The organism is Shimia sp. Alg240-R146 (assembly GCF_947331465.1).
Lineage (GTDB): Bacteria > Pseudomonadota > Alphaproteobacteria > Rhodobacterales > Rhodobacteraceae > Shimia.
Map to the genome: position 1 here is coordinate 863358 of NZ_CAMZOK010000001.1, position 13840 is coordinate 877197.

Annotated in this window: 13 protein-coding genes; 10 read left to right on the forward strand and 3 right to left on the reverse strand. The window is 55.9% G+C overall.

The genetic code is table 11. The features are described 5' to 3' along the window. Positions 1 to 53: 53 nt before the first annotated feature. On the forward strand, positions 54 to 1673 hold the full coding sequence (locus tag PG871_RS04155; protein ID WP_270726323.1) for a glycoside hydrolase family 43 protein: 1620 nt from the start codon (positions 54 to 56) through the stop codon (positions 1671 to 1673). Between the two features lie 32 nt (positions 1674 to 1705). On the opposite strand, the gene PG871_RS04160 is transcribed toward PG871_RS04155, so the two are convergent. Further along, positions 1706 to 2704 (reverse strand): endonuclease/exonuclease/phosphatase family protein, encoded by a 999-nt coding sequence (locus tag PG871_RS04160; protein WP_270726325.1) that lies wholly within the window; start codon positions 2702 to 2704, stop codon positions 1706 to 1708. 246 nt (positions 2705 to 2950) lie between these two features. Here PG871_RS04160 and PG871_RS04165 point away from each other — a divergent pair, with 246 nt between their 5' ends. The 7 genes from PG871_RS04165 to nusG all read left to right on the forward strand — a co-directional run bounded on the left by PG871_RS04165 (position 2951) and on the right by nusG (position 10001). Then, positions 2951 to 4072 carry a porin gene (locus PG871_RS04165; RefSeq protein ID WP_270726327.1) on the forward strand — a complete coding sequence of 374 codons (1122 nt, stop codon included), beginning with the start codon at positions 2951 to 2953 and terminating at the stop codon, positions 4070 to 4072. A gap of 220 nt (positions 4073 to 4292) precedes the next feature. Next, entirely contained in the window at positions 4293 to 5513 is a 1221-nt protein-coding gene (locus tag PG871_RS04170) for an NAD-dependent epimerase/dehydratase family protein (RefSeq protein ID WP_270726330.1), read from the forward strand. 93 nt (positions 5514 to 5606) lie between these two features. Beyond that, positions 5607 to 7451 (forward strand): glycosyltransferase, encoded by a 1845-nt coding sequence (locus tag PG871_RS04175; protein WP_270726332.1) that lies wholly within the window; start codon positions 5607 to 5609, stop codon positions 7449 to 7451. A 116-nt stretch (positions 7452 to 7567) separates the two neighbouring features. After that, the gene (locus tag PG871_RS04180; RefSeq protein WP_270726335.1) at positions 7568 to 8077 is read left to right on the forward strand and encodes a hypothetical protein; all 510 of its coding nucleotides are present in this window, start codon (positions 7568 to 7570) and stop codon (positions 8075 to 8077) included. A gap of 233 nt (positions 8078 to 8310) precedes the next feature. After that, positions 8311 to 8985 (forward strand): hypothetical protein, encoded by a 675-nt coding sequence (locus tag PG871_RS04185; RefSeq protein WP_270726338.1) that lies wholly within the window; start codon positions 8311 to 8313, stop codon positions 8983 to 8985. Positions 8986 to 9077: 92 nt separating this feature from the next. After that, positions 9078 to 9275: a preprotein translocase subunit SecE gene (gene secE / locus PG871_RS04190; RefSeq protein WP_054000826.1), complete on the forward strand. Its 198-nt coding sequence runs from the start codon at positions 9078 to 9080 to the stop codon at positions 9273 to 9275. Positions 9276 to 9467: 192 nt separating this feature from the next. Beyond that, a complete protein-coding gene (nusG, locus tag PG871_RS04195) occupies positions 9468 to 10001 on the forward strand; it encodes a transcription termination/antitermination protein NusG (protein WP_270726344.1) in 534 nt (177 codons plus the stop codon). 75 nt (positions 10002 to 10076) lie between these two features. On the opposite strand, the gene PG871_RS04200 is transcribed toward nusG, so the two are convergent. Next, complete coding sequence (locus tag PG871_RS04200; RefSeq protein WP_270726346.1) at positions 10077 to 11609, reverse strand: tryptophan halogenase family protein; 1533 nt, start codon at positions 11607 to 11609, stop codon at positions 10077 to 10079. A gap of 118 nt (positions 11610 to 11727) precedes the next feature. After that, positions 11728 to 12264, reverse strand: coding sequence for a hypothetical protein (locus PG871_RS04205; protein ID WP_270726349.1), 537 nt, complete (start codon positions 12262 to 12264; stop codon positions 11728 to 11730). A gap of 215 nt (positions 12265 to 12479) precedes the next feature. Between PG871_RS04205 and rplK the strand changes: the two genes are divergently transcribed. Both rplK and rplA read left to right on the forward strand, forming a co-directional pair. After that, positions 12480 to 12905 carry a 50S ribosomal protein L11 gene (rplK, locus tag PG871_RS04210; RefSeq protein WP_270726352.1) on the forward strand — a complete coding sequence of 142 codons (426 nt, stop codon included), beginning with the start codon at positions 12480 to 12482 and terminating at the stop codon, positions 12903 to 12905. Beyond that, entirely contained in the window at positions 12905 to 13603 is a 699-nt protein-coding gene (rplA, locus tag PG871_RS04215; RefSeq protein ID WP_270726356.1) for a 50S ribosomal protein L1, read from the forward strand. Before rplK ends, rplA begins: the two co-directional genes overlap by 1 nt. The last annotated feature ends 237 nt before the right edge of the window (positions 13604 to 13840 follow it).

Genomic DNA, 13840 nt, shown 5'->3' on the forward strand with positions numbered 1-13840 from the left:
GCGGAAAGCTTGGTTGAGTTGGCGCTAACACAAGGCTTTGGGAGGAGCGCGGCATGACACAAATCGAGAATCCGATCCTGAGAGGGTTTCATCCCGACCCGTCGATTTGTCGTGTCGGGGATGATTACTATATCGCGACCTCAACATTTGAGTGGTATCCCGGTGTGCAAATCAGCCATTCGCGCGATCTGGTGAACTGGCGCACGCTGAGCCAGCCATTGCGGCGGGCAGAGCAGCTTGATTTGCGGGGCAATCCCGACAGCTGCGGTGTCTGGGCGCCGGCGCTGTCTTATGCGGATGGGATGTTCTGGCTGATTTATACGGACGTCAAACGACTGGATGGCAATTTCAAGGACGCTCATAACTATCTGGTGACGGCTCCCAGTATTGAGGGGCCGTGGAGCGATCCGGTCTATCTGAACTCCAGCGGGTTTGACCCGTCGCTGTTTCACGATGCGGATGGCAAAAAGTACCTGGTGAACATGGTGTGGAACCATTTGGCGACCATGGGCAATTCAGACCGGCGGGGCGCGCCGTTTTTTGCAGGGATTTTGTTGCAGGAGTATTCCGTTGAAGAGGCGTGCCTGGTGGGGGAGATCACCAACATCTATCCCGGCACCGATCTGGGCCTGACTGAGGCGCCGCATCTGTTTTCCAAGAACGGATATTACTATTTGATCACGGCAGAGGGTGGCACAGGCTATGAACACGCGGTGACCTATGCGCGGTCCAAAACCTTGCGTGGCCCTTATGAAACCCACCCCAACAAGCATCTTTTGACGGTGCGCGACAATGAGGACAGTCCGCTGCAGCGCACGGGGCATGGGCAATATGTCGAATTGCCGGACGGGACGCCTTGGCACACCTATTTGTGCACGCGCCCCCTAAAGGGGCGGCGGTCCCAGATGGGACGCGAGAGCGGGATTGCACGGTGTGAATGGCGCGAAGATGGTTGGTTGTATCTGGCCAATGGCGGGATGGAACCGAGTCTGGTCGAAGATGCCCCCGCGTTGGAGCCGCATCCGTGGCCTGATGTGCCGGCACGGTTTGATTTTGCCAAGCTGACGGAATTGCCACCGCAATTGCAGTGGCTCCGCAGTCCGGACACCGCGCGGTTGTTTGAGCTTCGCGAAGATGCGTTGCGGCTGTTTGGGCGCGAGTCGATCGGGGCGTGGTTTGAGCAGGCCTTGGTGGCGGCGCGTCAAACAGAATGGGTGTGTTCCGCCGAGACCGAAGTGGCGTTTCAGCCAGACAGTTATCAGCAGATGGCGGGGCTGGTGGCGTATTATAACCGGACGCAGTTTCACTATTTGGCGATGACAATGGATCCGGACACAGGTGGACGGGCGCTGACGATTTTGTCCTGTGCAGATTGGCCGGAGGGGCGGTTGACCTATCCGGTTGGCGAGCTGATCGCGCTGCCGGATCAAGGCACGGTTCGAATGCGGCTTGAGATCGACCACGCGGATTTGCGGTTATTTTACGCCGTCGGCGACGGCGATTTCCAGAGCATTGGTCCGGTGCTGGACGCGTCGATCCTTTCGGACGAAGGCGTGCGCGGGGAGCATTCAAATTTCACCGGCAACTTTGTCGGCGTTGCCGCGCAGGATTTGACCGGCCGCGCGAAGGCCGCGGATTTTGCCTATCTTGAGGTGAAGAACGGCAAGGAATGACAAAGGGTGAGTGGCCCTTTGTCATTTGGGCTTTACGCGATGTCTAGCGTGACCGGAAAGTGGTCCGAAGCCCCCAGGAGGCTGGATTTTAGCGGTTTGGCGCCGTTCAGTTGGTAGGGGTTCCAGACCATCGCCGGAGCGCTGCCGGTCAGGGAGAAATGACTGGACGCCATGATATGGTCGATCAGCGCGTTGACCTTGTCGCCGGTGTAGTTGTCGGTGAAGCGAGCTGTGGAGGGTTCCCAGCCGTAGCGGCCGAACTTGGGGCGGCCAAGCGGGTAGCAGAGCAGGCTGGCACGGTCAAAGACGTCTCCGAGGATGATTTCAACCGCACTGCGGCCAAAACGGCTTTCATAAAAATCAAAGCCGGGGCCATCGTTGATGTCGCCCATGACAATGGTTGGGCGGTTGGCTTTGAGCCAGTCCTCGACGCGGCGGCGGATTGAACTGCATTCCGCAAAAAGTTTGCGGCGGTTGCGAACAGAGGTGCGGTCAAAATTCAGCCGGTCCATGGCGGAAAAGATGCCTTTGGATTTGGCATGCGCCACGATCATCCAGAAATCAGCGCCGCCGTCTGCCCGCACGACCTTGGCCTCAAGCGGGGGGCGGTAGTGTTTATAAACCTCCTTGATGCCATCTTGATCGCTGTCGATCTGAAACTGTTCTTTGAAGGGCGGGTTGGATTTGCTGCCTGCGCTGCCGCCAGCATCGTGGGTGACAGAGGCAACGGTGGGATCATAGAGCACCGCGATTTCCTGACGCCCGCCGGATGGAAAACCGATCATCGCCTTGGATTGGCGCAGGCTTTTGGCGGCGGCGAAGCCCTCGAGCGCGGCAACCGTGCTGCGATTGCCGGTTGTGGTCGTGGTGTTGGGGCCTTCGGTGATGCCGATAACGTCGGGATCAATTGCGGTGAGGACGTCGGCGATGGCGTCGAATTTGGTGATGGCCTCGGCCGAGGTTTTCATGGTGTTGTCGTCGTTAAACCAGTCGTCGAACCATTCAATATTGTAAGACATCAAGCGCATCATGCGTCCTTTCGGAGTTTGAAAATGGAGTGTGTAAAACGTCGGGGTGCAATTTCGGCGGTCGTGAAGATGTGAAAATGCGTCTTATGAGAGCATAGCACAAAACCTGGCAACTGCGGATTGTTCGGGTGTGTGCGTGTGGCGGGATTGCGTCACCTGAAATGGCGGATTTCGGTGCCGGAGTTGGCAGGGTTGCCCTTTGCATGCCCAAACAGGCAGTGTGATCCGCAAGCAATGTGGCGGCGTGACATGAAACGGTTGGTGAGTTTTTGGCTGGTTCTATTAGGCTGTGCGACCGGATCGGTGGCACAGGAGGCCGGTGCCGACGGACGCGGCATCTTCAGCATTTACGGCCAGATCAACCGTGGCGTTCTGAGCTATGACGACGGGTTGGCGAGGGACACCTATTGGTTTGTGGATGGCTCTAAATCGGTTTCGCGGATTGGCGCCACCTATGATCGGGACATGCGGGGCGGCTGGCGATTTCGCGCACGTGGCGAGTTGGCTCTGCGATGGAAAGAGACCAACCAGATCAGCCAATCCGATCCGCACCATAGCGGCTATAAATTCGACCGTCGGGAAATCCGCAAAATTGAGGTCGAGTTCAAACACGACGCCTATGGCACCTTTAGCCTTGGGCAAGGTGCTATGGCGGCGGATGGTTTCACCGGATTGGACCTGTCATTGACTACAGTTGTAGCGGGAGCCCCCGTGCAGGATGCGGCGGGGGGAATGATCCTCCGCCCGATTGGCGCGGCCCCAAATGACCTCCTTATCAAGCAGGCGTTTCGGACGATGGGTAGCTCTCGGAGGCTGCGGATAAGATATGACTCTCCGATGCTGGGGGGCGTGCGTTTTGCGATGGCTGCAGGCAAGGAAGTTTTGTCTGAGTTCAACGACTCCAGCTATGCCGACATCTCCGTGCGATATGACGGCGATCATGGCGATTATCGCCTGCGTGGTGGCGCGGCGTTTCGCTGGATCGAAGGAAGTGGGCGCAACAAACGGGACGTGTTGATTGCTTCAGGTTCCGTTTTGCATCGCCCAAGTGGCTGGAACTTGTCGATGGCCACAGGGCATGAAGACGGAGGCGGCCGATACGTTTACGGCAAAGTCGGATACATTGCTCGTTGGTGGAAAGTCGGGCATACGGCGTTTTCGATCGACATCTATGAAGGCAATGACATCGCGAAGGATGTTCTTGGGGTTTCGGGTGGTGTGAGCCGCTCTTATGGGTTTGCGGTTGTACAACGGTTGAAGAAGCAGGGCGTTGACCTTTACGCGCTGGTGCGTCGCTACGACGACGAAACACCCGTACCACAGTACCAAGCAAGCACAGCCATCCTGGTCGGCGCACGTTGGCGGTTCTGACGTCGATTGCGATCAGGGTTTGCACAACCTCCCGCTGAATAATCTTTAAAAAACTGTTACTTACGGCGCAGATTGGCAGATTCTATCTATTCTCTGGCAGGAATTCTCAAGGACGATTGGTTTCCCCCACCCACATTGAGGTCATAGGGGAGTTAACAAGTGAAACCAAATCGCTGACTTCCCGAAAATTGATTTCGGATAGCCAGAGAGGGACACAGTTATGGAGAATGTAGTCGTAATCGGAGGAGACGGTTTTTGTGGGTGGCCTACGGCGCTGCACCTGTCGCGTCGTGGATATGGTGTAAACATTGTCGACAACCTGTCGCGCCGCCGGATTGACGAAGAACTGGGCGCCACAAGCCTGACACCAATTGCCCCGATCGACCAGCGTATTGCAGCTTGGAAAGAGATCAGCGGCCGTGAGATTGGTTTTGACAAAATTGACGTGGCTCTTGAATTTGACGCTCTTGTTGCGTTGCTGAACGAGGTGAAACCGACCGCGATTGTACATTTTGGTGAACAGCGCGCGGCGCCATATTCGATGCGCGGCCTGTCGGAGAAACGCTACACCGTGGACAACAACATCGCCGCGACCCACAACATTCTGGCTGCGGTTGCAGCGTCGGGTCGTGACATCCACGTGGTGCACCTCGGCACAATGGGTGTCTATGGGTATGACGGGGACGGTCTGGAAATTCCCGAAGGCTATCAGCAGGTCAAGGTGACCGGTGACGACGGCGCGGAATTTGAGCGTGAAATCCTGTATCCAACCAATCCGGGCAGCGTTTATCACATGACCAAGTCGATGGATCAGCTGATGTTCCAATTCTATGCCAAAAATGACCAGTTGCGGATCACCGACCTGCATCAGGGCATCGTTTGGGGCACACAAACACCTGAGACCAGACTGGATGAGCGTCTGATCAACCGTTTTGACTATGACGGGGACTATGGCACCGTGCTCAACCGGTTTTTGATGCAGGCTGCTGTCGGGCATCCGCTGTCGGTGCATGGCACCGGTGGGCAGACCCGTGCGTTTATCCACATCCGCGACACCGTGCGCTGCATCGAGTTGGCGATCGCCAACCCGCCAGCCAAAGGTGAGCGTGTGGTGATCCGCAACCAGATGGCGGAAACCCATCGGGTCCGTGATTTGGCAAAACTGGTGGCTTCGATGACCGGTGTTCAGGTGGCATTTGTGGACAATCCGCGCAAGGAGGCTGCGGAAAACGACCTTCGTGTCAGCAACCAAAGCTTCCGCGACCTGGGGCTGAAACCAACGCTTTTGGCCGAGGGGCTTTTGGAAGAAACAGTGGACATCGCCGAAAAATATGTCGACCGCTATCGGCCTTCGACGATTGCTGCGTGCTCTGTCTGGACCACCATGAACAAACCGGGGATCGTTAAAGGCGTCGATCGGATCGAAGTGTCCGCAGCCTAGGTTTACCGCATCGTCAATTTAAGATGTAGGGCCCGGGCGGAGCAATTCTCTGCCCGGGTTGATTTTGGTTAATTTTGCTTTTGGAGTGGATTTTTGAATATCGGTGCCGCCAAAAAAACACAGGCCTCCCAGAATGATTTCTGGAGCGTGGACAGCCAACCGGAGAAACTCTCCGGACCTGTTGCGTTGTGGCGTGCGCCCGCGGTGCTGGCCACGTTTATGGTCCTGTGTTCGCTTGGGCTTTATGCGTTGCACCACAGCAGCTTTCTCAACTACTTTTTTCCGACCGGAGACTGGGTATTTGTGCGTGTGCGGGATCAGCACTTTGTCGCGATCCGCCAGTTCTTGCTGTCTTATTTTGTGGCCTTTGGACTTTTTAGCAATGGCTCCGCGCGTGCGCGGGCACGGCTGATCCTTGCAATGGTGGGCTATTTCCTTGCCTTCTGTTTGATCCTCGATTTGTCTGCTAACGCTATTTATCAGGTCACCGGCCTGTTGCCGGCTTTGAACGTGCAGCAGATCGCCGCCGGTGTTGTGGGCTTCGCGATTTTCTCGACTCAGGTTTTTGGACGTGGCGCGATGCCGGAGACGGTGGCAATGACCGTTACGCCGCGCCGCAGGTTGGTTGTGGCAGCACGGTTTGTGATCATAACTGTTTTGGCGGCGTTCATCTCGATGAAAGTCAACCAATCAAACCCGGCGATTGTTTCCTGGCTGCGACACTGGGCGCTGTTGGGAGGATTGGGGCCGGGCGTGTTCTTATTCTTGCCGTCCCTATTTCTCATGTTGTTTATACTGTCCTTGTGGGACCGGATCTGGTCAGAAAAGGATGACAGGTATTGCCCGCCGTTGTCGGTTGTGGTGCCTGCACACAATGAGGAATACATCCTTGCCCACACCATCGCGTCGCTGGATGCAGCGGCAGAGCGGTATGGGGGCGACGTCACCTTGCTGGTGGTCAATAACAACTCGTCAGACAACACTTTTGCTGTGGCGCAGAAAGCGCTGGAGCAGGCTGCCCACTTGACGGGGCGGGTGCTTGAAGAGGCGCGCGCCGGCAAAGCGCATGCCTTGAACCTTGGATTTTCACAGGTCGAAACCGAGTTTGTCATCCGCATTGATGCGGACACACAGATTGAGGCCGACGCCTTGTGGCGGGCGATGTCCCATTTTGCCAATCCGGAAGTGGGGTGTGTTGGGGGCGTGCCGCGCACCCGAGGACGCAGCTTTTTTGAACGCGCGCGTCAGGCCGAAGTGCTCGTAAACCACGGGTACTATTCGATTGCCACCGATTCTCTGGAGGCTTTGGTTGCCGTGCCGGGTATGTTTGCAGCCTATCGCACAGCATTGACCCACGAGTTGGGCGGGTTTTCGTTTGGCCTGAATGGCGAGGACTCTGAAATGTCCATGCGCATTGGTGAGATGGGGTATCACGTGATGGTGGACCCGCGTGTGCACTATGAAAGTGAAGTGCCGGCGACGATGCATCACATGCGCGAACAAAGAATGCGGTGGTTCCGGTCCTCGTTTCACATCGCAGCGCGGTGTGCTGATGCCTCACATTTGCATAGGGCGTCCATTCGCGGATCGATCATTCTCCCCCTTATGCTATTCAATGCGGCGGTGCGTGGCATGACCATATGTCTGATCTTTTTCGGATTTGTAGAATACATGGACCTGTTCGCCCGAGACCTGAGGCCGCAATTGCATGCCATTTTCTCGGTGGCCATCGGTGCACCTTTTCTGGTGTCGGTGATGGCGATCTGTATCAACCGAGCTTGGTATGCGCTCCTGTACGTGCCGGAATACACGCTGTTCCGTCTGCTGCGCTCCTACTTTACGCTTGAAAGCATGCTGAGCATTAAGATCACCGAGCGCGTGCGGAAGGAAAAACGGCCAGTGACTTTGCCGGCTTTGCCGCAATTAGGTCATAAATAGCCCCAAGAAAGTCCAAAAGCGCTCTAAGACTCGTCCCATTTACATTTCATTAACCTTTTCAATTGTTTGCAAATTTCGACTGAGCCATTCGGGGGCATTGGACGATAGGGGTTACTATGGGACGAAACTGGAGACTTGGAGATTTTGGAGAAACCGGGCCGTTTATGCCGGAGCGGGACGTCGAGAAGGCGCCCTCCAAAAATCGTAAAGATGTACATCGGTTGATGATCGAAGCTGCGCGCCAGATGGTTGGCGGGCAGTCGGTTGACGACAATGAACCCAAAGTGTCCCCGGTGGAAGCTGCCATGTTGCGCAACGCGCCGGAGCTGGCGGGTGCAACCGCGTCCGAATTGGCAATCTTGCAAGCCGAACGGGATGCGTTGATGAGCCGACGCTGGCCGCGACCGCGTCTGGTGTCTTTGATACTCGTGGGCACTCTGGCGGCTTTGATGCCGACTGTTGTGCTGCGCTTGATGATCTGGTCGCTGGTGTTGTTCATCGTGGCGGCCGTGGCCGTTGGACCAGAGCGCGTGCGCGACGGGTTGGGCGGTTTTGGCGCGTGGTTCCTGCGGTATTGGCAGCACGAGTTGAAGTTGGCGCAAAAACTGGTGGGCGGCGGTCACTGAATTGGCGTCTTGCCGGGCCCGAAAAACCTCGACGTGAAGCCGGTTCAACAAGACGCAGTCGCGTGGCGTGGGGCATTTGCCTCAAAATTGCCATATCTGTGCCTGCGAGAAACCAAAGTCTCGGACAACCATCAATCCTCAGATTTCAGACTTGATTCTGCGCGGCCGTAGCAGGCCGCACTGCACGAACATTTCCGCAGGCGCTTGGCGCCGGCAACAGTATGGTGATGGGTATGAGCAATGATGATCCGACGCTGTATGAGGATCCCGAGGTCCCGCAATACGGCGAAGACATAAAAGAACCCGGCGAGCCGTTTGGCGAGGGAACACTTGATACGATCCGAACGCTGGTGGCTGAAGATGACGTGGTTGCGGGTGTAGCGCAAGACGTTGAGACGCGCCGCGCGACGCCTGCCGTTGATAGGACAGTAAATGAACCTGAGGCGCCTGTGCTGCTCGGCGCAACTGCCTTGGCCAACGCTTCGGCTGCGGATTTGCATGACTGGGTTGAAGCCCCGCGTACACGCCAGTGGCGCAAAATTGAAATTGTCGAAGGCGGTCCCGGACGGGCCTTGCGCCGGTTTCTGACAACACCGCGCCTGCTGTCGATAGCCTTTCTGAGCGGGGTCGTTTACTGGCAACCCTATTTTATTCCAATGCTCGTGTTGGCGCTGGTAAGCGTGTTGCTATTGGTGGGGGCTTTGATTGGCCAAGACCGCATGGGGCGCTTTGTTATGCGCCGAATTCAGCGGTTTATTTGGGCTGACCCCGCGTTGGCCCGCGCGCTTGAAAAAGTGACACCCTACCGGATGCGCCGTCTGCTTTATCGCCCGGCATCGGAGGAAGACGTTTGGGACGGTCCTATTGACCCGTCTTTTGCCGCGCGGATTTCCAGAATCCGAAGCTGAGCCGGTTTGCTGACATTAGAACGCGGATTGGCCTTGAAATTGTCCTGCTGCCCAAGTATGTCAGCCTCTGATCAAGGCAAAGAAGAAGCGTCATGGCGAAAACCAATCCGATCACATTTATTCAGCAAGTCCGCGCGGAAGTGTCCAAAATCGTTTGGCCAACCCGTCGTGAGGTTCTGCTGACCACGGTCATGGTGTTTATCATGGCGGCGCTGACAGCAGCGTTCTTCTCGCTGGTGGACATTCTGATCCGTGGCGGGCTTAACGGTGTTCTGTCGCTGTTTGGCTGATTGGCACAGGGTCGCTTGTCGGCCTTTGGCTCTTGAAATCATGATGGTTCGGCGGTAACTCACTGCCTACTTCGGGACTGTGGCGTGTGGCGAATCAAGTTGCACGCCGATTTTGTGTTCCCGAAAGCCCCCGCGGGGCACGTATTGAAATGACATCCGGCAAAAGCCGGTAAGACGGGAAAGAACGGTCACATGGCAAAACGGTGGTATTCGGTAAGCGTGCTTTCGAACTTTGAGAAGAAGGTCGCCGAGACAATCCGCACGTCGGTCGAAGAGCAAGGGCTTGAGGACCAGATTGACGAAGTGCTGGTGCCAACCGAGGAAGTGATCGAAGTGCGCCGTGGTAAGAAAGTCACCACAGAGCGCCGCTTTATGCCCGGCTACGTTCTGGTGCACATGGAAATGAGCGATCAGGGTTATCACCTTGTGAATTCGATCAACCGCGTCACGGGTTTCTTGGGCCCGCAAGGTCGCCCCATGCCGATGCGTGACGCCGAAGTGCAAGGCATCCTTGGCCGCGTTCAAGAGGGCGAAGAAGCGCCGAAACTGCTGATCAGCTTTGAAGTTGGCGAGAAGGTCAAAGTCAACGAAGGTCCGTTTGAGGACTTCGACGGTATGGTCGAGGAAGTCGACGACGACAACCAACGCCTCAAGGTTACCGTGTCGATCTTTGGTCGTGAAACTCCGGTTGAGCTGGAATTCACACAGGTCAACAAGCAGAGCTAATTGCCTTTGCATGATGATGAACAAAAAAACCGCTGCGGGTGCCGCAGCGGTTTTTCTTTTGTCAGGTGAGTCTTTTTACAGACCGAGATAGTCCGCATGTTGCGGGTTGGTCGTGGCTATTCGATCGGCATGGACCTTTAGCTCTCTGAAATGGGCCAGCGCGGTTTTTTGATCGACCGAGGCCAAGCGGTGCGACTTTTGCGGCCGCCATCCTAATCCAAACAGGATCGCCTGCCAGCTTTCTGCTTCGAAGAAGCTGCGACCTGTGAAGTCAAACTGACCCGGAGCGCGCGATTCCCACAGCGACAGCAATTGCGCCAAGCGTGGTGAGTGCGGCGCGGACGTCGCGTCGCGCCAGAACTGTGTGTCGCGCCGGTTGCTGAGTTTGTAATGGGCCTCGATAAAGGCGGAGACTTCGTCGAACAGTTCGGAGAAGATGCCGCTGAACCAGTCCGCGTGAACTTCCATGTTGTCGTCGGTCAAAGATTTAAGGACCTCGACAAAAAGCCGTGCTGTGTATTCCACGAAATAGAGGCCTGTGGACTCCATAGGCTCAAGGAAGCCCGCGGCGAGACCGATCGCGCAGCAGTTGCCTTTCCATGCTTTGTCCATCCGTCCGATGCGAAGTTGGAAGTGCCGTGCACGGGATTCGTCAAGTTGGCCAGGGTAGGCGTCCGAAAACTCTTTGAACGCTTCGTCAGGCGACAAGTATTTGCTGGAATAGACATACCCACGACCGCCCCGCGTTTGCAGGTCGATGTCAAAGGTCCAGCCGGCGTTGCGTGCGGTCGCGGTTGTGAAAGGCCGGGACTCGATGTCTTTGGCATCCACTTGGCAGGTGACTGCAGAGTCCACCAGCAGTTGCTCGGCGCCGGAAATGAATTCGCCACCAAGTTCTTTAATGAGACGGGCCGCAAAGCCGGTGCAATCCACAAAGATGTCCGCTTCGATCTGTTTGCCGTTGCGCAAGTGCAGGCGGTCGATCTTACCTTTTGACGACTCGACCTTGTCGACGTGAGAGATGATGTGGTTGACGCCCCGTTGTGTCGCAATTTTCTTTAGAAAATGGGCAAATGCGTTGGCATCCAGGTGGTACCCGTATGGGACGATGCCGTGATAAGGAATGTCGCTTTTCTTGCGTGGGGAAACGCCGTTGCGCGCCAGACGACTCTGGATGCCAGCCCAGTAATCGTAGCGGGCCATGGCGCCTTCGCCGCGGTCTGCCTTCAGAAAATTCAGAGCGGCATGGTTTTCAAAGACAACGGGCGGGTGCTCGAAGGGATGAAAGAAGGAAGGCGTGTTATCAGACCAGCCGACAAATTCGATGCCATGTTTGAAAGTCCCCTGGCATTCCTTGATGAACTTTTCCTCGGAGATTCCAGCGTCCTCAAGATAGCCGCGCATGGTGTGGATCGTCGCCTCTCCGACGCCCGTCGGGGGGACCTCGGCAGATTCGATCAACGTCATTTTCAGTTTGCGGCCGTCGAACTTGAAGTGGTTCGCAACATAAGTCGCCATCATCCAACCGGATGATCCCCCGCCAACGATACAGATGTGCAGGGGCTTGGGCCCCTTTGACGAATTCGAGTTCGATTTTTTGGATGGCACGCGACGTCTCCGATCAAAATTCGTAGGTGGCAGGAGGGTGAATCAGCAGCCCTCCTTTGGCAACAGGAAATCGTTAAGTGTCGGAGCTGCGTTCTTGCCGTGAATATGCGGTTCTCGCCTATCGGGTTGCTGTCGGCAGAGACTTGGCGTCGGAATCGTGACAGCCAATTGAAGCAAAGCAGGTCAAACGCACGCCTCGGCTACGGGACCAGTGATTGCCAAACCAACCGATGACCTCTTCTTCGTAAAGGTCGCAAAACGCGTTGTCTTCGGCGCCCGCAAGGGACAGGAACCGGCGAGCTTCCTCGGAAGTGAAAAGAGCGTGTTGCTCCAGAAGTTCCGGTTTGGCCGGATATTCAAACCTACCATTGATGGTCAGGAACACTTCGTTCCAATCTTCGTCAAAGAAGAACGCGCGTATTGGAAAGTCGCCGTCTGAATCCAGGTCAAAAATCTCAAAATGGAGACGAAACACTTCTTGTGGTATATCATTGGCGAGCAGTTGATTCAGGTTTTCAGCAAAAGCAGGATCCAAGCGCGCCAGATTCCGTTTTAACAGTTCTCGTGCTGCCTTTTCCTTAGGGTGCAAGGGCGTTTCCTTCCCGTATTGGCTATGCTTATGCTTGACTGCGTTGGGTTCTTGTTGGTTGCTCACGGTTAAGGCGCCTCAGGCGTCGGAGCAAGTACCAGTTGCCTAACCCTGCTTGCGCCTTTGGCCCTTGCTATCCCAGCAAAACAGGCGTAAACGCCGCCTCTATCGTCTTCGGGCGAGATTCTCTCGTGGGAGGTCAAAGCATCGCGATGCCAAGGCCGGACCACGCAACATAAACCGGGCGGAACGCGTTTCGCCTACGTTGAAAGGAAAACCAAATGGCTAAGAAGCTAGCTGGTACAATGAAGCTGCAGGTTCCTGCAGGTCAAGCCAACCCATCTCCACCCGTCGGTCCGGCGCTGGGTCAGCGCGGCATCAACATCATGGAATTCTGTAAGGCGTTCAACGCCAAGACACAGGACATGGAAGCCGGCGCACCTTGCCCGACTGTGATCACCTACTATCAGGACAAGTCCTTCACCATGGACATCAAGACGCCACCTGCGTCTTACTACCTGAAGAAGGCTGCCAAGCTGAAATCCGGTGCAAACCTGCCAGGTCGTGAGACCGTTGGTTCGGTGACACCCGCTCAGGTGAAAGAAATCGCCGAAGCGAAAATGAAAGACCTGAACGCAAACGACATCGAGGCTGCAATGCAGATTATCCTTGGTTCCGCGCGTTCCATGGGCATCGAGGTGAAGTAATGGCGAAGCTTGGTAAACGTACTGCCGCAGCGCGCGAAGCGTTCGCAGGCAAAGATAATGTGACCGTTGAAGAAGCGGTTGCTCTGGTCAAAGGCAATGCCACCGCGAAATTCGACGAAACCGTTGAAATCGCCGTGCAGCTGGGTGTTGACCCACGTCACGCAGACCAGATGGTTCGCGGCGTAGTTGGTCTGCCTAACGGCACCGGCAAAACCGTTCGCGTAGCCGTTTTTGCACGTGGCCCGAAAGCCGAAGAAGCACAGGCAGCTGGCGCGGACATCGTTGGCGCAGAAGATCTGATGGAAGTCGTTCAAGGCGGCACCATCGACTTTGATCGCTGCATCGCGACACCGGACATGATGCCGGTTGTTGGTCGTCTGGGTAAAGTACTTGGCCCACGCAACCTGATGCCAAACCCAAAAGTTGGCACCGTGACTATGGATGTGAAAGCAGCCGTAGAAGCAGCCAAAGGCGGCGAAGTTCAGTTCAAAGTCGAAAAAGCTGGTGTGGTTCACGCCGGTGTTGGCAAAGCTTCGTTTGACGAAGGCAAGCTGGTTGAGAACGTCAAAGCCTTTATGGATGCCGTTCTGAAAGCCAAGCCAGCCGGTGCAAAAGGCGCCTATGTCAAGAAGATCGCTCTGAGCTCCACAATGGGCCCAGGTGTGACCATCGACATCGACAACGCTGCTGCACAGTAAGCTGTCGCACATATAAGATTTGAGGGCGTCCCTAGCGGGGCGCCCTTTTTCGTTGTTGCAAGGGCTCTTGTCGCGTGTTGATTGCATCGAATTTTTTGTAGTTCCCACACCTCAACGGAGCGCAGTTAACCCGACCGCAACGTAAACCTGTTTGGTTCATTTCAGAACAAACGGATCCAATCACGTGAACACTGCCGGTCTTTCAAAGCGATATTTGCGCCGCACTGCTGCGCTTGC

Coding starts and splice junctions, on each gene's coding strand:
- PG871_RS04155 (WP_270726323.1), top strand. CDS start 54: ATGACACAAATCGAGAATCCGATCCTGAGAGGGTTTCATCCCGACCCG.
- PG871_RS04160 (WP_270726325.1), bottom strand. CDS start 2,704: ATGATGCGCTTGATGTCTTACAATATTGAATGGTTCGACGACTGGTTT.
- PG871_RS04165 (WP_270726327.1), top strand. CDS start 2,951: ATGAAACGGTTGGTGAGTTTTTGGCTGGTTCTATTAGGCTGTGCGACC.
- PG871_RS04170 (WP_270726330.1), top strand. CDS start 4,293: ATGGAGAATGTAGTCGTAATCGGAGGAGACGGTTTTTGTGGGTGGCCT.
- PG871_RS04180 (WP_270726335.1), top strand. CDS start 7,568: ATGGGACGAAACTGGAGACTTGGAGATTTTGGAGAAACCGGGCCGTTT.
- PG871_RS04185 (WP_270726338.1), top strand. CDS start 8,311: ATGAGCAATGATGATCCGACGCTGTATGAGGATCCCGAGGTCCCGCAA.
- secE (WP_054000826.1), top strand. CDS start 9,078: ATGGCGAAAACCAATCCGATCACATTTATTCAGCAAGTCCGCGCGGAA.
- nusG (WP_270726344.1), top strand. CDS start 9,468: ATGGCAAAACGGTGGTATTCGGTAAGCGTGCTTTCGAACTTTGAGAAG.
- rplK (WP_270726352.1), top strand. CDS start 12,480: ATGGCTAAGAAGCTAGCTGGTACAATGAAGCTGCAGGTTCCTGCAGGT.
- rplA (WP_270726356.1), top strand. CDS start 12,905: ATGGCGAAGCTTGGTAAACGTACTGCCGCAGCGCGCGAAGCGTTCGCA.